Consider the following 17,931-nt stretch of genomic DNA (forward strand, 5'->3'; position numbering starts at 1 on the left):
GCTCCTATAGATGTCAAGCGGCGTTCTGGGTGAGCCAGGTGGCGGCTCGGGTGGCGAGGTCGTTGTTGAAGTCGAGACCTCGTTCGAGGCGTGAGAGCCGGATGGGGGCGATGTCGAGGGTGTTGGCGAGGGCGGTGAGGGTGATGCCGGCTTGGAGGCGTCGTTGGCGGATGTCGTGTCCGGTGGGGACCGCTGGCGGTCGGGTGACGACGTTGAAGATCTCGCGGGCGACGTAGCGCTTGAGGCAGCGCATGATCTCGAGGCGGGTCTTGCCCTCGGCGGTGCGGCGGGCGACGTAGGCGCGTGTCGGTGCGTGGTGGCGCATGCGGACCAGGACGATGGTGTAGAGGGCGTTGTTCGCTCGCCGGTCGCCGCCGGGGTTGAGCCGGTGGCGGGTGGTCTTGCCGCTCGATGCGGGGATGGGGCAGGCGGCGCAGAGCTTGGCGAACGCGGCTTCGCTGCTGATCCGTTCGGGGTTGTCGCCGAGGGCGGCGAGGAGCTGGGCGGCGACGTGGGGGCCGACGCCGAAGGTTCCGGCGAGCGCCGGGGCGGCTTGGCCGGTGAGGGTGTTCATGCGGGCTTCGAGGTCGTTGATCTGCTGGTCGAGGAACGTGATCTTGCGGGCGAGGGTCTTGAGCGCGAACCGGACCTGGGCCTCGACGATGTCGTCGTGGTCGCGGAAGCGGCGGGCGAGCTCGAGCTGTCGGGAGAAGGAGAGCCCGGCGAGGTGTTCTCGCAGGTCGGCGGGGGCGGTGACGAGCAGAGCCTTGAACTGGTTGATCGCCCGGGTGCGGTCGCGGGTGGCGCCGTGGCAGACGATCTCGAGCGCCCGGATCGCTTCAACGGGCCCGTCCCCGGACTTCGGCGTGCCAGTGGCCCGGCCCGAGAGCACCGCCCGAGCGGCGGCCTGGGCGTCGATGGGGTCGGATTTGCCTTCCTGCCGGCGGGTCTTGCGGTCGGGCCGGTCGACCTCGATCACCCCGACGCCGGCGGCGGTCAGGTGCCGGGACAGTCCCGCACCCCAGGATCCGGTCGACTCGACCCCGACCGCGTCAACCTCGCCGTGGCCGGCCAACCAGGCGGGCAACGCCGCGTAACCGGCCCGCTCGGCGGGGAAGGACTCGACGCCGAGGCATCGGCCCGTCGCGCTGTCGAGAACGGCAGCGACATGGACATCGCCGTGGGTGTCGACCCCACCGGTGACACGGCGGGCTGGGGCTGTCATCATCGTCTTCGATCCCTTCGGTTCGGTCACACGAGGCGGAGGGATCACCGACCGGGAGGACAAGACAGTCACGAGTCTGCGCGAACAGGCTCCTATGAGGTCACTCCGAACGGCCGAGAATCCCGAGGTGGTGGTCCCGCCAGGACAGGCCGACGCTTCATCACAAGGACACGACGGTCAGTCACACACCAGGGTCAGACCCGAACAGCGGGGCCACCACCGGGGAGTCTCCTCCACGCCGTTCCGGACCGGCAGAACGATCATGACTGTCACACCCCGGGCGTACGATCCGCGACGTGACCAGCACCAGCGCCACGACGGCGGCCCGCGGGGACAGGGCCGAGCTCGAGCGCGAGATCGAGTCCCACCGCCGCGAGCTCACCGGCTACTGCTACCGCATGCTCGGCTCCAGCTTCGAGGCCGAGGACGCCGTGCAGGAGGTCATGGTCCGCGCCTGGCGATCGCTCGACTCCTGGGAGGGCCGCTCCTCGCTGCGGTCCTGGCTCTACCGCATCGCCCACAACGTCTGCATCGACATGCTGCGGGGACCTCAGCGCCGCGCCCGTCCGGTCGATCTCGGCCCGCCGGGCCGCGCCGACGCCGAGCTCGCCCCGCCGACGCCGGAGTCGGAGTGGATCACCCCGATGCGCGACGACCGCATCCTCCCACCCGACGGCGACCCCGCCGACCTCGCCGCGGCCCGGGACTCCGTCCGCCTGGCGTTCGTCGCCGCGCTGCAGCACCTCCCGCCCCGCCAGCGAGCCGTGCTCATCCTGCGCGAGGTGCTCCGCTGGCAGGCGACGGAGGTCGCCGAGCTGCTCGACACGACGGTCGCCTCGGTCAACAGCGCGCTGCAGCGGGCGCGCGCCACCCTCGCCGAGGCCGACGTCGAGGCCGCGCCGGCGCTCGACGACGACCACGAGGCGCTCCTCGCCCAGTACGTCGACGCCTTCGAGCGCTACGACGTCGGGTCGCTCGTCTCCCTGCTCCGCGACGACGTGCGGTTCTCCATGCCCCCTTTCCCGCTGTGGATCCAGGGACCGGACGAGGTGGCCACGTTCCTCATGGGCCACGGCATCGGCTGCAAGGGGTCGCGCACCATCGTCACCACGCCGGCCAACGGCTGCCCCGTCGTCGCGGCGTACAAGCCCGACCCCGACGGCGGCTTCACGCCGTGGGCGCTGCACCTCCTCGAGATCTCAGGGGGACGGATCGCGTCGTGGACCAACTTCGTCGGCCCCGAGCACTTCGCGGCCTTCGGTCTGCCGCCGCGGCTCGACTGACGGGTCGGACAGGAGCACCTCGTCGAGTCCGCTGAGCTCGATCACCCGCCGCAAGGTCGGGCAGGGTTCGGCGTAGCCGACGCCGATCCCGAGCCGGGCGGCGGCGAGCTGCAGCCGCGCCATGCGATCGAGCAGGTCGAGGTCCGGACGCAGGCTGTGGAGGCGGGCGACGACGACGCGCCGCCTCCCGTCGTCGGCGACGACGGTGATGCGCGCCCCCGGCGGCAGTGGCAGTCCCATGCGGTGCTGACCGGGCGACCGGCGGGGACTCATCGGTGGCGGCCGACCCTGCATCGATGAGTCGGATCGGCCCCGGCCGTCGGCACCCCCATGGACACGACCACGTCACCCACCCCCGAGACGCGCCTCGACCCCCGCTTCAGCTCCCCCGGTGCGGCGCCGCGCGACTGGCAGGAGGCGCTCGGCATCATCCTCGACGCCGGCGTGAGCTGGCTGTCGACGGTGCGTGCCGACGGACGCCCGCACGTCACCCCGCTGATCGCTGTCTGGCACGACGCCGCGCTGCACTTCTGCACCGGCACCGAGGAGCAGAAGCGCCGCAACCTCGACCACGAGCCCCGCTGCGTGCTGACGACTGGCTGCAACCGGTTCGACGAGGGGCTCGACGTCGTCGTCGAGGGCACCGCCGAGCGGGTGGTCGACGACGTCGTGCTGCACGTCCTGGCCGACGCCTGGGTCGCCCAACACGGTGAGCACTGGCGGTTCGCCGTCCGAGACGGGTCGTTCTGGAACGACGTCGGCGGCGAGGCCCACGTGTTCCGCGTCCGCCCCACGACCGCCTTCGGCTTCGGCAAGGGCGAGCCGTTCTCGATGACCCGCTGGCGCTTCGACGCCTGACCGAGCCGGCGCGAGGTCCCGCCGATGTCGTGCTCCGGGTCCCACCAGGTCGGGACCTTCGGCCCCTGATCCGACCCCGTCGCATCCGTAGTTTCACCTTCAAGAGATGCAACAGCGGGTCAACGGGACCCGAACACGAGGAGCCCACCATGGCGATGACCGACACCCCGACCACCACCAGCAGCGACGCACCGGTCCTCACCTTCAAGCGCCGCACGATCGACAGCTTCCTCATCAGCCTCGGCGTCGTGGCGACGGTGGTCCTCGTCGTCGCCGGTGCGCTCCTCAACTGGGGCGCCAGCTTCTCCGACGACTACGTCTACGACGAGCTGTCGTCGCAGAACATCACCTTCCCGCCGGCCGAGGCGCTCGAGGCCGAGGGCCGCGACGACCTGATGAAGTTCGCCGGCGTCCAGGTCACCACCGGCGAGCACGCCGAGGCCTACGCCAGCTACATCGACGGCCACCTCCAGGAGACGGCCGGCGGCATGACCTACGCCGAGCTCGGCACGCCCGAGCGTGCGGCCCGTGGCGCCCTCGAGACCGCCATCGCCGACGGCGCCGACGACGCCACCATCGCCGACCTCCAGGCCGAGCTGGACGAGGTCTCCGGCCAGCGCAACACCCTCTTCAAGGGCGAGACCCTGCGTGGCCTGCTGCTCTCGGCCTTCGCCTGGAGCACGGTCGGCCAGATCGCCGGCTACGCCGCCCTCGGTGCCTTCATCGCCGCCGGTGTGATGGCCGTCCTGGTCGTCCTCGGCCTGCGGCACCATCACAAGGTCGTGGTGATGGAGAGCTGAGACCCGCCCCTCTGCGGGGCAGCTGGGTCGGCTCCTCCCGCTGACCCGCACGAGGCAGCCACCTCCACGGTGGCTGCCTCGCTCGCGTCCGGGGCTAGACCTCGACGATGCGGTGGGAGACCACTCGACCGCCCTCGAGGTCGAGCAGGCCGTAGGTGTGGCGCGGCTGTCGGCGGCGCTCGGTCGGGCTCCCGGGGTTGAAGAGCAGCTGGCCGTCGACGCCCTCCCCGGCGAAGGGGATGTGGCTGTGCCCGTAGACGACGACGTCGGCGTCGGGGAAGCGGCGCCGCATGCGTGCCGGGCGGCCGGCGGTCGGCCCCGAGTCGTGGATCATCCCGAGCGCGACGCCGCCGAGCTCGAGGTCGAGCACCTCCGGCAGCTCCCCGTGCAGCGACGTGTCGTTGTTGCCCAGCACCGCGTGGACCGGCGCTCGGTCGGCGAGGGCGTCGAGCAGGTCGCGGGTCACGACGTCGCCGGCGTGGAGGATGACGTCGGCCTCGGCCGCCGCGCCCCACACGGCCTCGGGGAGGTCGCGGCCCAGACCCGGCCGCATGTGGGTGTCGGAGATCACCAGGACGCGCATCGCACCCAGTCTGCCGGCGCGCCACCGTCACCGGGTTGCTCCGCCGTGCTCGCCCGTTCTCGGTACGCGCGCCTCTCGGTACCCACGCGTTCTCGGTACGCACGCCTTCTCGGTACGCACGGTTCTTGGTACGCATCGCGACACCAGCCGTCGCGATCCGTACCGAGAACCGCAAACGCCCGCGGTCAGGGGACGGGCACGGCGATCAGTCGAACGTCAGGCCCTTGAACCGGCCGCTGGTGCGCCAGTCGTCGAGGTAGGCGAAGTAGGCCATCGCGCCGTGCGGGTAGCCGACGTTGTCCCGGGCGTGCGGCGGCGGCTCCTGGCCCTCGTTGTTGTAGTAACCCGGCGTGCAGTCGGGTGAGCCGATGACGCCACGCCCCGGGCCGGTGCGCAGCAGCTCGATCCACGCCTGCTCCGCCTCCTCGGTGACCTCCACGCGAGACGCCCCCGTGTCGAGTGCGTGCCGCACGATCGCCGCGATCGTCGTGCCGGACTCGGTGAGGTTGTGCGGCACGTTGGAGATGAGGTTCGCCCCCTGCGTGGGCTGGACGATGAACAGGTTGGGGAACCCGTGGACGTGGATGCCGTGGAGCGTCCGCATGCCGTTCGCCCAGTACTCCGACAGGCGCACGCCGTCGCGCCCGACCGGGTCGTACCCGGCCCGCTCGGTGTACGCAGAGCCCACCTCGAAGCCCGAGGCGTAGATGAGGCAGTCGAGCTCGTGCTCCACCTCACCGACGACGACGCCGCGTTCGGTGATCCGATCGACGCCCCGCCCATCGGTGTCGACCAGGCGGACGTTCGGGCGGTTGAACGCCTGGAGGTACTCGTCGTGGAAGCACGGCCGCTTGCAGAGCTGCCGATACCAGGCCTTCAGCTTCTGGGCGGTGGCGGGGTCCTCGACCACGGCGTCGACGCGCGCCCGGATCTCCTCCATCTTCTCGAAGTCGGCGTCCTCGAGCGCCGCCATCATCCCCTCGGCGGTCATCTCCTCCGGCGGGAGGGAGAGGACGCGCGACCGCATGCGGCGGGCGAGGTCGGTCCAGCCGTCCTGGACCAGATCCTCGTCGGCCATGGCCCCGGTCTGGTTGGCGGTGAAGTTCTCGAGCCAGCGCTTCTGCCAGCCGGGGGTCGCGATCTCGGCGAACCAGTCGGGGTCGATCGGGTGGTTGGCGCGGACGTCGACCGACGACGGGGTCCTCTGGAACACGACGAGCTCGGCGGCCGAGCGGGCCAGGTGGGGCACGCACTGCACCGACGTCGCGCCGGTGCCGATGATCCCGACCCTCTTGTCGGCCAGACCGTCCATCAGGTCCCCGTCGGGCGACCCGCCCGTGTAGTCGTAGTCCCACCGGCTGGTGTGGAACGAGTGACCACGGAAGTCCTCGATGCCGGGGATGCCGGGAAGCTTCGGGACGTGAAGCGGTCCGGTGCCCATGGCGAGGAACGTCGCCGTGAACTCGTCGCCCTGGTTCGTGCGCACCAGCCACGCGCACCGGTCGTCGTGCCACTCGAGCGCGGTGACCTCGGTGTGGAACAGCGCGTGGTCGTAGAGGTCGTAGTGCCGGGCGATGCGCTGGCAGTGCTCGAGGATCTCCGGCGCGTGGGCGTACTTCTCCGACGGCATGTGGCCGGTCTCCTCGAGGAGCGGCATGTAGACCATCGAGGCCGTGTCGCACTGGGCGCCTGGGTAGCGGTTCCAATACCAGGTGCCGCCGACGTCGCCGCCCTTCTCGACGAGGCGCACGTCGTCGATGCCCGCCTCGCGCAGCCGAGCGCCGGTGACGAGTCCGGCGAACCCGGCGCCGATGAACGCCACCGTGACGTGGTCGTGCACCGGTTCCCGCTCGACGAAGGGCGTGTAGGGGTCCTCGGCGTAGTGGGACAGCTGGCCCTCGAGCCGCAGGTACTGGGCGTTGCCGTCGGCCCGTAGGCGCTTGTCCCGCTCCTCGGCGTACCGCCGCTTCAGCGCGTCCTTGTCGATCGCGGTGGTCACCGTCGCTCCCCCGTCCTGCGTCCCCCGTCGCCCCGTGGCGACCGCCCCATCATGCCCGGCGGGATCTGCGAGCGCCGATCGCGTACGCCTGCGAGCCTGGCCCGGTGGACGACCTCCCCCCGGCGGTGCGCAACAAGGCGCTCTCGCTCGATGCGCAGCGGTGGCTCGACGAGCTGCCCGACGTCGTCGCCTCGCTCGTCGCCGACTGGGGCCTGACGCTCGGCCCGAGCTTCGTCGACGGGACGGAGAGCTACGTCGTCGCCGTCGACCTCGTCGACGGGACGCCGGCGGTGTTGAAGGTGCTGCTGCCGCGCGATGACGCGGTGCGCCACGAGACGACAGCGCTCCGTCTGGCCGACGGCGACGGGAGCGCACGGCTCCTCCGCCACGACCTCGACCGCTCCGCGCTGCTGATCGAGCGCCTCGGGCCGTCCTTGCACGACCTGGGCGTGCCGTTCGCCCGCCGGCGGGAGATCCTGTGCGACCTCGCGTCACGCATGTGGCGGCCAGCGGCGGGGCACGAGTTGCCGACGGGAGCGGAGAAGGGCCGCTGGCTGGCCGGGTTCGTGACGTCGACGTGGGAGGAGCTCGGCCGGCCGTGCTCGGAGCAGACGCTCGACCACGCGCTGGCGTGCGTCGAGCGGCGCATGGCCGCCCACGACGACGAGCGCGCCGTCCTGGTGCACGGCGACGTGCACGAGTGGAACGCACTGGCCACCCTCGACGGCGGCGGCTTCAAGCTCGTCGACCCCGACGGCCTGCTCGCCGAACCCGAGTACGACCTGGGCGTGATGCTGCGCGAGGACCCGAGAGAGATCGATCCCGCGGACCCCGGACGCGGCGCCCGATGGCTCGCCGCCCGTACGGGTCTCGACGCCACGGCGATCTGGGAGTGGGGCGCCGTCGAGCGCCTCAGCACCGGGCTGCTCTGCACCCGCATCGATCTCCAACCGATCGGTCGGGAGATGCTCGCCGCCGCCGAGCTCGTCGCCGACGCGTCGGACGTGGTGCTCGACTAGCGCGGCGGGAGGGCGTCGAGCACCCGGCCGGCGACGACGTCGACCCCCTCGGCTCGCAGCCGCCGCTCCTGCTCCTGCACCTTATGAGCGGCGAGCCATCCGTCGGCCCGCACCACCCGCCACCACGGCAGGTCCCCGCCGTGCGCCGACAGGAACGCCCCGACAGCCCTCGCTGCACCCGGCCGACCGGCGCGTCGCGCGACCTCCCCGTAGGAGACGACCTCACCGACCCCGAGGTCGGCGAGCACCTCCTGCACGTCGGCGTGGAACGGCGTCACGTGCCGATCCTCGCGCGAGACTCCACCGACCCCGGAAGGAGCAGTCACATGAGGTTCACCCGCGTCGTCCCCGTGATCCGCACCTTCGACACCGCCGTGGCCGATCGCTTCTACCTCGGGTTCCTCGGCATGTCGGTCGACTGGGAGCACCGCTTCGAGCCCGGACTTCCCCTCTACCGGCAGGTGTCGAGGGACGACCTCGTCCTGCACCTGACCGAGCACCACGGCGACAGCACGCCGGGGTCGGTGGTGTACGTGTACGTGACCGGCGTGCGCGAGCTGCACGCCGAGCTCGCCGCCAGGGCCGACGGCAGCGGCGTGCGGCCAGAGCTGGAGAGCAGCGAGGGCCGCACCGAGATGGAGCTGGTCGATCCGTTCGGGAACCGCCTACGGTTCGGCGAGCTCGACATCTGAGCTGTCGCCGGAGCACGCGGGGCGCCGCCCTAGGGTGCCGGGCATGGAGCAGCGGTTCGAGACGCGAGCGGTGGCGGCCGGACGTCCGGAGGAGGTGGGGGCGCCGCTCAACGCACCGCTCGTGCCAGCGTCGAACTTCGTGCTCGGCGGTGAGACGGCCTACTCCCGCGACGACGGCACACCGACGTGGGCAGGGCTCGAGGCGGTCGTGGGCGCGCTCGAGGACGCCGACGCCGTGGCGTTCGCCTCGGGCATGGCGGCGATCGCCGCCGTCCTCGACCAGCTCGCGGTCGGATCCCGGATCGTGTGGCCCGACGACTGCTACCAGGGCGTCGCCGGCCTGATCGCGGAGGGCGAGCAGCTCGGTCGCTGGACGTCCGTGCGCCTGCCCGTGGAGGACACGGCCGCCTGGTGCGACGCGGTGGGCAGCGCCGACCTGGTCTGGCTCGAGTCGCCATCGAACCCGCTCCTGTCGGTCGCCGACGTGAGGGAGATCCTGGCGGCGAGTCGACCGGACGGCGGCCTCGTCGCGATCGACAACACGCTCGCCGGGCCGCTCGGCCAGCAGCCGCTCGACCTCGGGGTCGACGTCGCGGTGCAGTCCGCCACGAAGCACCTCGGCGGGCACTCGGACCTCCTCTCCGGTGTGGTGACGACGCGCCGAACCGACCTGGCGGCAGACCTGCGCCGCCACCGGGAGCTCCATGGGGCGACGCCCGGTGCACTGGAGGCCTACCTCGCCACGCGAGGCGTGCGCACCTACCCCCTGCGGGCTGCGGCCGCCGCGAGGTCTGCCGCGGAGCTGGCACAGCGTCTGGCGGCACACCCCCGCGTCGAGCGCGTGCGCTACCCCGGTCTGCCGTCGCATCCCACCCACGACGTGGCGACACGGCACCTCACGAGCTTCGGCAGCGTCATCTCGTTCGACGTCGAGGGCGGCGCCGACCACGCGGACGAGGTCTGTCGGCGTCTGCGCCTGATCCGCCATGCGACGAGCTTCGGTGCCGTGGAGTCGACCATCGAACGCCGCGCCGCCGTTCCGGGACAGGAGCACCTGCCGCCCGGACTGCTGCGGCTCAGCGTGGGGATCGAGCACGTCGAGGACCTGTGGACGGACCTGGACGGTGCGCTCTGATCGGCTGGGTCCTGCACCTCGAACCAGGCGCAACTCGCTCGCAGGTCGAGGAGCCGGACGCCACGCTCTGGCGATGGACGACCACTTCGGCCCCGATGTCGCAGCGACGTACGACGACAGCGACGGGCCCCACTTCGATCCGGCGGTGATCGGACGGACCGTCGATGTGCTCGTCGAGCTGGCCGACGGGGGAGCCGCCCTGGAGATGGCGATCGGCACCGGCCGCATCGCGCTGCCGCTCGCGGCACGGGGCGTCCCGGTCACGGGCATCGAGCTGTCCGAGGCGATGGTCGCGCGGCTCCGGGAGAAGGACGGCGGCGACGCCATCCCCGTGGAGATCGGGGACATGACGACGACCCGGGTGCCTGGCTCCTTCCGGCTCGTGTACCTCGTGTTCAACACCATCGGCAACGTCTGCACCCAGGACGCGCAGGTCGAGTGCTTCCTCAACGCCGTCGCCCACCTCGACCCCGGCGGGCGCTTCGTCGTCGAGGTCGGCGTGCCCGACCTCCGTCGCCTACCGCCGGGGGCGGACGCCCGGGTCTTCAGCCACGCCCCGGGCTACGTCGGCTACGACCGCTACACCGACCTCGTCGCCCAGCAGGCGACCTCGCACCACTTCCGCGCCGGGCGATCCGCCGTCCACGAGCTCCGCACGCCGTTCCGCTTCGTGTGGCCGTCGGAGCTCGACCTGATGGCCCGCATCGCCGGCATGGAGCTCGAGCACCGCTGGGGCGATTGGGACCGCTCACCGTTCACCGCCGAGAGCACCTCCCACGTCTCGGTGTGGCAGCGACCCAGCGCCTGAGACGGTTCAGCTCCCGAGGTCGTAGCGGTAGACGTTGGTCTCTCGCGCCTGGAACCCGATCTTGCGGTAGAGGTGGTTCGCCGCCTCCCGCGAGGGCCGTGACGTGAGGTCGACCGTCGTCGCGCCGAGCCGGCGGGCGAGGTCGAGGGCGTGCTCGTTGAGCTGCCGCCCGATCCCCCGCCCGTTCACCGCCTGGTCGACGACGACGTCCTCGATCCACGCCCGCAGACCGGTGGGGATCGGGAACACGACGAGCGTGAGGCTGCCGACGATCTCGTCGCCGTCCCGCGCCAGGAGGAGGTGGCACGCGGGCGACTCGACGATGGCGCGCAGGGCGTCCTCCGACGGTGGCGGGTTCGAGCGCGACAGCTGCGGGATGAGGCGCTCGAAGGCCGCGACGACCTCGGGGGTGACCTCGGTCGCCTCGACGATGTCCACCACGGCAGGTCCTCCTGGTCGGCTCCGGAACGGTCGATCGTAGGGCGCGATGAGTCCGACGGCCGCCGCCCGTCCACCCGAGGAACGTCACAGGAGGAGAGAACCGCTTGCTGGATCTGCGACCCGCAGCACAGGCGCTCGGCGCGCTCGTCGCCGACATCCCCGAGGAGCGGCTGGGCGCGCCGACGCCTTGCCCCGACTACAGCGTCGGCGACCTGCTCGACCACGTGCACGGCCTGTCGATCGCCTTCACCGCCGCCGCACGCAAGGAGACGCTGCCGGGAGCGGACGGCCCGTCCGGCGATGCCCGGCGGCTGCCGGCGACGTGGAGGGAGGACATCCCGACCCGTCTGGAGGAGCTGGCCGGGGCGTGGCGCGATCCGTCGGCGTGGACCGGTGCGACCCAAGCCGGCGGCATCGACCTCCCTGCGAAGGTCGCCGGGTTGGTGGCGCTCGACGAGCTCGTGGTCCACGGGTGGGACCTCGCACGCGCCTGCGGCTTCGCGATGGCAGGCGACCCGCTCCTGCTCGACGCCGTCCACGACTTCGTCGCCGGCGTCGGCGACGACCCGGCCTCGCGGGACGGTCTCTTCGGACCGGTCGTCCCCGTACCGGTCGACGCGCCGCTGATCGACCGCATCGTCGGCCTCGCGGGCCGCGATCCCCGCTGGACGCCGCCTCGCTGATCCGGCGCCTCGGCGGGGCCATGACCCCGCACGTCATCGTCATGCGTCCGCCCCTCGCTCATCCTCCAGGCAGGACCACACCCCTGGAGGATCCGATGACCACCACGACCACCGCCGCTGCGACCACCGCCCCCGACCGCACCAGGACGCTCCGCGCCGTCATGAACCTGGACGTCGCCGCGTGCGCCGTCCCGGGACTCGCCCTCGTCGAGCTGGCCGGGCCGGTCGCCGACGTACTCGGCATCGAGAACGCGACGCCTGTGACGGCGGCCGGGGCGTTCCTGGTCGTCCTCGCCGCGGAGCTCGCACTGCTGGCCCGGGCACCGGCCCGGCTGCTCCTGCGCCTCACGCCGTGGAGCGCCGCTGGCGACGCGGCGTGGGCGCTCGGCTCCGCCGCCGTCGCGGCGATCGCACCGCTGAGCGGGATCGGCCGGCTCGTCGTCCTGGCGCAGGGCCTGGCGGTGGCGGGGATGGCGGTCGCCAAGCTACGAGCCCGACGCCAGGCCCTGGACTAGGAGGCCCGACGGCCCTTCTTGCCGGAGGCCGATCTGATCGCCTCGACGAGGTCGTCCTTGCCCATCTTCGACCGGCCCGGGATGTCGAGGCGCTGCGCCTCCTCGTACAGCTCGTCCTTGCTCATCTCTGCGAGCTCGTCGGTGGCGTCGCCCGCGTCCGACCCGCTGGAACGGGCGGCACCGCCCGACCCGCCCGCGCCCTTCGCGGCGGCGCGCCCCTCCTTCGCCCGCTTCACGCTGGCCTCGAGGGCGGCCATCAGGTCGATCACCGGGGCGGACTCCTCTTCCTCCTCGGTGACGAGCGTGCGGCCCTCGGCCTTCGACTCGATGAGCTCGAGCACCCGCTCGCGGTAGGTGTCCTCGTACCGGCTCGGCTCCCACTCGGTGGTGAGCGAGTCGAGGAGCTGCTCGGCCATCTCGATCTCTCGGTCCCGCGGCTCGCCGGCCTCGTCCAGGTAGCCGAGCTCACGGATGTCGTCGACCGCCCGGACCTCGTCGGAGAAGTAGAGGGTCTCGAGCAGGAGCCGGCCCTCGACGGGGCGCACGACGGCCAGGTGCTGCTTGCTGCGCATCACGAAGCGAGCGATCGCCGCCCGGCCGGAGCGCTCCATCGCCATCTGGAGGACCTTGTAGGGTCGCGCGGCGGCCTCGTTCGCCGGCGCGACGACGTAGGTGCTCTGGAAGTACACCGGGTCGATCTCCTCGAGACCGACGAAGTCCTCGATGTCGATCGTCTTCGAGCGGCCGGGGTCGACCGACTCGAGCTCCTCGGGCGTGACGATGACGTACTGGCCCTTCGTGACCTCGTAGCCCTTGTCGATGTCACCGAACTCGACCTCGCGGTCGGTGCCCTCGGCGACCCGCCGGATCCGCACGCGCTCACCGGTGCCCCGCTCGAACTGGTGGAAGCGGATGTCCTTGTCCTCGGTGGCACTGAACAGCTTCACCGGCACGGTGACGAGCCCGAAGCTGATCGAACCCGTCCACAACGACCTCGGCATGGCGCCTCCCTAACCTCCCTCGACCGGCTGGAAACGCCGGGAGGACCGGCGCACCAGCGGGTGCGATGACACCTCGGGCGCTGCGAGCGCCAGCGCCACCACCATCGATGCCGCGGCCGCGAGCATCCCACGGCTGAGCGCGACCAGGACCAGGATTGCGATCGCCGCCACCGCGACGCGTGTCGCACGTGCGAGCTGCGCCGAGCGGACCCTGCGCTGCGCCGCCGCCGCCAGCACCAGCGCGGCGGGTACGAGGACCACCCGGACGTCGCTCTCGTGCCCCTTCGCGGTTCGCAGGGGGTCGCCGGCGACCCACCACCCCGGCACGTAGGTGCTCCCGATGTCGAGGTCGCCGGAGATCGGCGAGACGTACGTCGTCGAGAGGTTCATCCCCGGGGTCTGGTAGCCGAGGGATGCCAGCGACGTCGACCAGCCGAGCCCGAGCGAGACGACGCACAGCGCCGCCGCAGCGCGGAGCCGGGACGACGGGGACACCCTCAGAACGCCTGCTGGTGGGGGCCGGCGGGACGGCCGGGCGCGCGCCAGGCGGCGTAGGCCCCCGCGGCACAGCCCACGGTGGCGAGGAACGAGACGTTCTGCTCGATCCACGGCAGCACGAACAGCACCCAGTAGCCGGCGAGCACGAGGCCGCCCACCGTCGCCGCCTGCCACGCCGTCTCGGCCGACAGCTTGAGCTGGGACCGCAGGCTCGGTGCGAGCGTGGCCACGGCCGCGGCGATCGCGACACCGGCCCACACGCCGACGCGGCCCCACGCGTTGTCGCCGTCCTCGCTCACCGACACCGCGACCGCGAGGCACACGACGGCGACGACGCTCCACCAGGCCGAGCCACGGATCGACACGGCACCGGGGCCCGAGGACGAGGTCGGAGGGCTCGGGTGCGGGGGCCCAGGAGGTGCCGGCGGAGGTGCGGCGGCGCCCGGAGGCGGACCCGGCGGCGGCGGGGCGGGCGCGGCGGGGGGTGGGGTCGGTGTCGCGTCGGACATGGGGCTCCTCGTGGCGGCAGCGCGGCGACCCTACCTGCACGGTCTGGTCGGCGGCGGCAGGCATCTGCAACGATCAGTCCCTACGTCCACTTCGAGGGGGAACCCATGGCAGAACTGAACGAGGCCGTCATCGTCGCGGCGACGCGTAGCCCGATCGGGCGAGCGAACAAGGGCTCGCTCGTCGACAAGCGGGCCGACGAGATGATGGGCGACATCCTCAACGCCGTCATGGAGAAGGTGCCGCAGCTGAAGAAGGAGGACGTCCAGGACGTCCTCATCGGCAACGTGGCCCAGGCGGGCGAGACCGGCTTCAACATCGCCCGCACCGCCCAGATCCTCGCCGGCTGGCCCCACGCGGTACCCGGCCACACCATCCAGCGCTTCTGCGCCTCCTCCCTCCAGGCCCTCTCCCACGCCGCCAACGCCATCAAGGTCGGCGAGGGCGACGTGTACGTGGCCGGCGGCGTCGAGAAGTCGTCGCGTCCCCCCGCCCCCGAGGGCGGCAACGGCGGCGGTGGCGGCGGCGGTGGTCGGGGCATCGGCCCCGGCGGGCTCAACCCCCGCCTCCTCCCGAACAACGAGGAGGGCTTCCCCTTCGTCTACATCCCGATGGGCCTCACCGCCGAGAACGTCGCCGACAAGTACGGCGTGAAGCGCGAGGACATGGACGCCTTCGCCGCCCTGTCGCAGCAGCGAGCCGTCGCCTCGCAGGAGAACGGCATCTTCGACTGGGAGATCTCCCCGATCACCAAGGAGGACGGCACCGTCGTCAGCAAGGACGACGGGCCCCGCGCCGGCACCACCAAGGAGAAGCTCGCGGAGCTGAAGCCGGCCTTCAAGGAGGACGGCACCGTCACCGCCGGCAACGCCTGCCCGCTCAACGACGGCGCCTCCGCCGTGGTGGTCACCAGCCGGGCCAAGGCCGAGGAGCTCGGCATCAAGCCGCTCGTGCGGGTCGTCGCCACCGCCTACTCGGGCAACAACCCCGAGATCATGGGCGTGGCCCCGATCGACGCCATCCAGAAGCTCCTGAAGATGACCGGCATGACCATCCAGGACATCGACTTCGTCGAGCTCAACGAGGCGTTCGCCGCGCAGGTCCTGCCGATCGTCGACGCCATCGGCATCGACGTCGAGAAGCAGCTGAACCCGCACGGCGGGGCGATCGCCCTCGGCCACCCGTTCGGCTCCACGGGCACCCGCATCATGACGACGCTGATCAACGACCTCATCAGCGAGGACGGCCAGTTCGGCATCGAGACGATGTGCGCCGCCGGCGGCATGGCGATGGCCACCCTCGTCGAGCGCATCTGATCCGCACCACCTGACGAGCTGCACCCACGGGCACGGGGCCGGTCCACGGACCGCTCCGTGCCCGTGGCGCGTCCGGGCTCGGGCGCGCCGAGGGCGGATCAGCCCCGAGGACGACGACGGCGGAGGAGCGACTCCTGGGCGACCGACACCGCGAGGTCGCCTGACGTCGTCCACAGCGAGCCGTGGGTGAGCCCGCGGGCACGGCCGACACCGACGGCGCGCAGGTCGTAGAGGAGCCACTGATCGGCGCGGACGGGTCGGTGGAACCACATCGTGTGGTCGAGCGACGCGGTCATCAGGTCCAGACCCTCCCAACCCCAACGGCCCCCACCGCCGAGCGACCGCCGGGCCGCGGAGACCGGCCCGCTGTCGGAGAGGTACGTGAGGACGCAGGCGTGGACCACGGGATCCTCCGGCAGGTCCCCGCGCGCCCGGATCCAGAACGTGCGGGTCGACCCGTCCGCGGGCGGGTCGAGCTCGCGCCGGTCGAACGGTCGCCGCTGCGTCGGCTGGTCCTCCGGGTCCTCCCTCTCCACCTCGTCGGGCGCCGGCACCCGGCCGACGGGCCCGGGGACGACCACCTCGTCGCCCTCCTCCTCGGCGTGGAACGACGCGTCGAGGTTGAGGATCGCCTCCCCCTCCTGCACCGCCACGACCCGACGGGTCGAGAACGACGAGCCGTCCCGGATGCGGTCGACGAGGAACGTGACCGGCGAGCCGAACCGTCCCGGACGCATGAAGTAGCAGTGGAGCGAGTTCACCTCGTGCGCCGCCTCGACCGTCGTCGCGGCGGCGCGGAGCGCCTGCGCGGCGACCTGCCCGCCGAAGAGGCGCCCCTCGCCGTCACCCGGATGCGGGCTGCGGAAGATGTCCCGATCGATGCGCTCGAGCGTCAACCGCTCGATGAGGAGGGAGATGTCGGGGTGCGGTCCGGAGCCGTCGTCGATGTCGTCCATGTCCCCACGGAGCCTACGGACCCAGCCGATACGGTGGACGCGCATGGATCAGCTCGTGTGGCACGAACGCCCGACGTTGCGCCGCCCGGTCCTCCTCGTGGCGTTCGAGGGCTGGAGCGACGCCGGCGACGCCGCGAGCTCCACCGTGGAGTTCCTCGCCGAGCGCTGGTCGGCTCGTGCCGTCGCCTCGATCGACGCCGAGGAGTTCTTCGACTTCACCGAGACCCGGCCCCGCGCCGTCCTCGACGACGAGGGAAACCGGCGCATCGAGTGGCCGAGAAACGACCTGATGGCCGCCACCGTGCCCGGGCTCGAGCACGACGTCCTCCTCCTCGTCGGCACCGAGCCGCAGATGCGCTGGCGCACGTTCTGCCGTCAGATCACCACCGCTGCCGAGTCGCTCGGCGTGAGCTACGTGCTGACCCTGGGGGCGCTGCTGGCCGAGGTGCCCCACACCCGGGAGACCTCGATCATGGCGAGCTCGCAGGACGACGGGCTCCAGGCACGCTTCGGGCTCGAGGCGTCGCGCTACGAGGGACCGACCGGCATCACCTCGGTCGTGCACCAGGCGTGCCTCGACGCCGGCATCCCCTCCGCCGGCCTCTGGGCCGCCGTCCCCTCGTACGTCCCCGGCGCCCCGTCGCCGAAGGCCACCCTCGCCCTGGTCGAGCGCACCACCGCCATGCTCGGCACGGCCGTCCCCGCCAGCGACCTCGAGATCGCATCGGCCGCCTACGAGCGACAGCTCGACGAGCTGGTGTCGGAGGACGAGGAGACCGCCGGCTACGTCGAGCAGCTCGAACGCCGCTACGACAGCGACGACGAGGGCACCGGCGCCGAGTCGCTGATCGACGAGGTCGAGCGGTTCCTGCGCGACCAGCCCGGCGACTGAGCCGCTCCGTCGAGCGCGCCCGTCAGGTCCGCCAGGGCGGGTCCCGTGGCGGGTCGAAGTGGGGCGGGAGCGCATCGCCCCGGATGGCGGCGAAGGCCATCGGACCCCATGACTCCGCTCCCGCGAGCGGCGAGGGCAGCTCGTCTTCCCGGAACCAGCCGACGTCGGAGGTCTCGAGTGGGTGGGCGGCCAGCGCCCCGCCGACGGCCCGGCAGTGGAAGACGAGCGAGTACAGCGGGATCCGCGAGAAGCCGCGCCGCAGGCCGTCGAGGACGCCGATCAGCCCCACGACCTCGCACTCGATGCCCGTCTCCTCGGCGACCTCCTTGATGGCCACCTCTGCCGGCGAGTAGCCGATGTCGGCCCACCCCGTGGGGTAGAGCCAGACGCCGGAGTCGGCCCGCTGGACGAGCAGGATCTCGCCCTCGTCGTTGCCGACGACGGCGCCGATGGCCACCTTCGGCGTCTGGTAGCCCGCCACCCCGGCTCCCACGCCCTTCATCCACTCGTCGACCAGCGTGTCGGACTCGAAGTGGCTCCCGGCGGCGACCCGGATGTCCGCAGCCACGGCCAGGACCTCCTCGAAGCGCTCCCGCTCGTAGAGGCTGTCGGTGAAGCCGAGCCCGGTCCGGGCGATCCCCGCCAGCGCCTCGCTCCACCGGATGAGGTCCTGAGGTGTGCAGCTCGGGGCGTCGTCCACCCCGTGCAGCGTACGGGCCC

Annotated in this window: 22 protein-coding genes; 11 read left to right on the forward strand and 11 right to left on the reverse strand. The window is 72.1% G+C overall.

From position 1 onward, the window contains the following. Window positions 1–13: 13 nt before the first annotated feature. Window positions 14–1,225 (reverse strand): IS110 family RNA-guided transposase, encoded by a 1,212-nt coding sequence (locus tag GH723_RS15610; RefSeq protein ID WP_456049067.1) that lies wholly within the window; start codon window positions 1,223–1,225, stop codon window positions 14–16. Between the two features lie 296 nt (window positions 1,226–1,521). Here GH723_RS15610 and GH723_RS15615 point away from each other — a divergent pair, with 296 nt between their 5' ends. After that, the gene (locus GH723_RS15615) at window positions 1,522–2,508 is read left to right on the forward strand and encodes a sigma-70 family RNA polymerase sigma factor (RefSeq protein ID WP_153760516.1); all 987 of its coding nucleotides are present in this window, start codon (window positions 1,522–1,524) and stop codon (window positions 2,506–2,508) included. On the opposite strand, the gene GH723_RS15620 is transcribed toward GH723_RS15615, so the two are convergent. Further along, entirely contained in the window at window positions 2,425–2,748 is a 324-nt protein-coding gene (locus GH723_RS15620; protein WP_153760517.1) for a hypothetical protein, read from the reverse strand. The two genes, GH723_RS15615 and GH723_RS15620, sit on opposite strands and share 84 nt — an antisense overlap. Window positions 2,749–2,838: 90 nt before the next feature. Between GH723_RS15620 and GH723_RS15625 the strand changes: the two genes are divergently transcribed. Continuing rightward, window positions 2,839–3,366, forward strand: coding sequence for a pyridoxamine 5'-phosphate oxidase family protein (locus GH723_RS15625; RefSeq protein ID WP_153760518.1), 528 nt, complete (start codon window positions 2,839–2,841; stop codon window positions 3,364–3,366). Between the two features lie 149 nt (window positions 3,367–3,515). Then, window positions 3,516–4,166 carry a hypothetical protein gene (locus GH723_RS15630; RefSeq protein WP_153760519.1) on the forward strand — a complete coding sequence of 217 codons (651 nt, stop codon included), beginning with the start codon at window positions 3,516–3,518 and terminating at the stop codon, window positions 4,164–4,166. Between the two features lie 94 nt (window positions 4,167–4,260). On the opposite strand, the gene GH723_RS15635 is transcribed toward GH723_RS15630, so the two are convergent. Both GH723_RS15635 and GH723_RS15640 read right to left on the reverse strand, forming a co-directional pair. Continuing rightward, entirely contained in the window at window positions 4,261–4,749 is a 489-nt protein-coding gene (locus tag GH723_RS15635) for a metallophosphoesterase family protein (RefSeq protein WP_153760520.1), read from the reverse strand. A 205-nt stretch (window positions 4,750–4,954) separates the two neighbouring features. Next, entirely contained in the window at window positions 4,955–6,748 is a 1,794-nt protein-coding gene (locus GH723_RS15640) for a flavin-containing monooxygenase (RefSeq protein WP_153760521.1), read from the reverse strand. A 104-nt stretch (window positions 6,749–6,852) separates the two neighbouring features. Between GH723_RS15640 and GH723_RS15645 the strand changes: the two genes are divergently transcribed. Beyond that, window positions 6,853–7,767, forward strand: coding sequence for an aminoglycoside phosphotransferase family protein (locus GH723_RS15645; RefSeq protein ID WP_153760522.1), 915 nt, complete (start codon window positions 6,853–6,855; stop codon window positions 7,765–7,767). On the opposite strand, the gene GH723_RS15650 is transcribed toward GH723_RS15645, so the two are convergent. Then, window positions 7,764–8,045, reverse strand: a complete 282-nt coding sequence (locus GH723_RS15650) for an MGMT family protein (protein ID WP_195210363.1) — start codon at window positions 8,043–8,045, stop codon at window positions 7,764–7,766. The two genes, GH723_RS15645 and GH723_RS15650, sit on opposite strands and share 4 nt — an antisense overlap. A 48-nt stretch (window positions 8,046–8,093) precedes the next feature. On the opposite strand from GH723_RS15650, the gene GH723_RS15655 reads away from it, so the two are divergent. From GH723_RS15655 to GH723_RS15665, 3 genes are all read left to right on the forward strand, one after another. Continuing rightward, a complete protein-coding gene (locus tag GH723_RS15655; RefSeq protein WP_153760523.1) occupies window positions 8,094–8,459 on the forward strand; it encodes a glyoxalase superfamily protein in 366 nt (121 codons plus the stop codon). 43 nt (window positions 8,460–8,502) lie between these two features. Further along, the gene (locus GH723_RS15660) at window positions 8,503–9,594 is read left to right on the forward strand and encodes a trans-sulfuration enzyme family protein (RefSeq protein WP_153760524.1); all 1,092 of its coding nucleotides are present in this window, start codon (window positions 8,503–8,505) and stop codon (window positions 9,592–9,594) included. 73 nt (window positions 9,595–9,667) lie between these two features. Beyond that, window positions 9,668–10,402: a class I SAM-dependent DNA methyltransferase gene (locus tag GH723_RS15665; RefSeq protein ID WP_153760525.1), complete on the forward strand. Its 735-nt coding sequence runs from the start codon at window positions 9,668–9,670 to the stop codon at window positions 10,400–10,402. Between the two features lie 6 nt (window positions 10,403–10,408). On the opposite strand, the gene GH723_RS15670 is transcribed toward GH723_RS15665, so the two are convergent. Next, a complete protein-coding gene (locus GH723_RS15670; protein WP_153760526.1) occupies window positions 10,409–10,843 on the reverse strand; it encodes a GNAT family N-acetyltransferase in 435 nt (144 codons plus the stop codon). 104 nt (window positions 10,844–10,947) lie between these two features. Here GH723_RS15670 and GH723_RS15675 point away from each other — a divergent pair, with 104 nt between their 5' ends. Both GH723_RS15675 and GH723_RS15680 read left to right on the forward strand, forming a co-directional pair. Then, a complete protein-coding gene (locus GH723_RS15675; RefSeq protein WP_153760527.1) occupies window positions 10,948–11,526 on the forward strand; it encodes a TIGR03086 family metal-binding protein in 579 nt (192 codons plus the stop codon). A 95-nt stretch (window positions 11,527–11,621) separates the two neighbouring features. Continuing rightward, window positions 11,622–12,041, forward strand: coding sequence for a hypothetical protein (locus GH723_RS15680; RefSeq protein WP_153760528.1), 420 nt, complete (start codon window positions 11,622–11,624; stop codon window positions 12,039–12,041). Here GH723_RS15680 and ku read toward each other — a convergent pair. The 3 genes from ku to GH723_RS15695 are packed head-to-tail and all read right to left on the reverse strand — an operon-like array spanning window position 12,038 to window position 13,905. Next, window positions 12,038–13,042 carry a non-homologous end joining protein Ku gene (gene ku, locus GH723_RS15685; RefSeq protein ID WP_153760529.1) on the reverse strand — a complete coding sequence of 335 codons (1,005 nt, stop codon included), beginning with the start codon at window positions 13,040–13,042 and terminating at the stop codon, window positions 12,038–12,040. The two genes, GH723_RS15680 and ku, sit on opposite strands and share 4 nt — an antisense overlap. A 9-nt stretch (window positions 13,043–13,051) precedes the next feature. Next, on the reverse strand, window positions 13,052–13,537 hold the full coding sequence (locus GH723_RS15690; protein ID WP_153760530.1) for a hypothetical protein: 486 nt from the start codon (window positions 13,535–13,537) through the stop codon (window positions 13,052–13,054). Between the two features lie 2 nt (window positions 13,538–13,539). Continuing rightward, entirely contained in the window at window positions 13,540–13,905 is a 366-nt protein-coding gene (locus GH723_RS15695; protein ID WP_153760531.1) for a hypothetical protein, read from the reverse strand. Between the two features lie 249 nt (window positions 13,906–14,154). Between GH723_RS15695 and GH723_RS15700 the strand changes: the two genes are divergently transcribed. Next, window positions 14,155–15,363: an acetyl-CoA C-acyltransferase gene (locus GH723_RS15700; protein ID WP_229022879.1), complete on the forward strand. Its 1,209-nt coding sequence runs from the start codon at window positions 14,155–14,157 to the stop codon at window positions 15,361–15,363. A 98-nt stretch (window positions 15,364–15,461) separates the two neighbouring features. On the opposite strand, the gene GH723_RS15705 is transcribed toward GH723_RS15700, so the two are convergent. Next, window positions 15,462–16,319, reverse strand: a complete 858-nt coding sequence (locus tag GH723_RS15705; RefSeq protein ID WP_153760532.1) for an acyl-CoA thioesterase — start codon at window positions 16,317–16,319, stop codon at window positions 15,462–15,464. A 43-nt stretch (window positions 16,320–16,362) separates the two neighbouring features. Here GH723_RS15705 and GH723_RS15710 point away from each other — a divergent pair, with 43 nt between their 5' ends. Further along, a complete protein-coding gene (locus tag GH723_RS15710; RefSeq protein WP_195210364.1) occupies window positions 16,363–17,211 on the forward strand; it encodes a PAC2 family protein in 849 nt (282 codons plus the stop codon). Window positions 17,212–17,233: 22 nt separating this feature from the next. Here the strand turns inward: GH723_RS15710 and GH723_RS15715 are convergent, their stop codons facing one another. Continuing rightward, entirely contained in the window at window positions 17,234–17,911 is a 678-nt protein-coding gene (locus tag GH723_RS15715; RefSeq protein WP_153760534.1) for an NUDIX domain-containing protein, read from the reverse strand. Window positions 17,912–17,931: the final 20 nt, after the last annotated feature.

Origin of the sequence: Actinomarinicola tropica, from assembly GCF_009650215.1 — a bacterium.
GTDB lineage: Bacteria > Actinomycetota > Acidimicrobiia > Acidimicrobiales > SKKL01 > Actinomarinicola > Actinomarinicola tropica.

Excerpts from the sequence above, each read along its gene's own strand:
- GH723_RS15625 (WP_153760518.1), top strand. The coding sequence starts at position 2,839 with ATGGACACGACCACGTCACCCACCCCCGAGACGCGCCTCGACCCCCGC.
- GH723_RS15630 (WP_153760519.1), top strand. The coding sequence starts at position 3,516 with ATGGCGATGACCGACACCCCGACCACCACCAGCAGCGACGCACCGGTC.
- GH723_RS15705 (WP_153760532.1), bottom strand. The coding sequence starts at position 16,319 with ATGGACGACATCGACGACGGCTCCGGACCGCACCCCGACATCTCCCTC.
- GH723_RS15700 (WP_229022879.1), top strand. The coding sequence starts at position 14,155 with ATGGCAGAACTGAACGAGGCCGTCATCGTCGCGGCGACGCGTAGCCCG.
- GH723_RS15665 (WP_153760525.1), top strand. The coding sequence starts at position 9,668 with ATGGACGACCACTTCGGCCCCGATGTCGCAGCGACGTACGACGACAGC.
- GH723_RS15655 (WP_153760523.1), top strand. The coding sequence starts at position 8,094 with ATGAGGTTCACCCGCGTCGTCCCCGTGATCCGCACCTTCGACACCGCC.
- GH723_RS15680 (WP_153760528.1), top strand. The coding sequence starts at position 11,622 with ATGACCACCACGACCACCGCCGCTGCGACCACCGCCCCCGACCGCACC.
- GH723_RS15620 (WP_153760517.1), bottom strand. The coding sequence starts at position 2,748 with ATGGGACTGCCACTGCCGCCGGGGGCGCGCATCACCGTCGTCGCCGAC.
- GH723_RS15710 (WP_195210364.1), top strand. The coding sequence starts at position 16,363 with ATGGATCAGCTCGTGTGGCACGAACGCCCGACGTTGCGCCGCCCGGTC.
- GH723_RS15610 (WP_456049067.1), bottom strand. The coding sequence starts at position 1,225 with ATGACAGCCCCAGCCCGCCGTGTCACCGGTGGGGTCGACACCCACGGC.
- ku (WP_153760529.1), bottom strand. The coding sequence starts at position 13,042 with ATGCCGAGGTCGTTGTGGACGGGTTCGATCAGCTTCGGGCTCGTCACC.
- GH723_RS15635 (WP_153760520.1), bottom strand. The coding sequence starts at position 4,749 with ATGCGCGTCCTGGTGATCTCCGACACCCACATGCGGCCGGGTCTGGGC.
- GH723_RS15660 (WP_153760524.1), top strand. The coding sequence starts at position 8,503 with ATGGAGCAGCGGTTCGAGACGCGAGCGGTGGCGGCCGGACGTCCGGAG.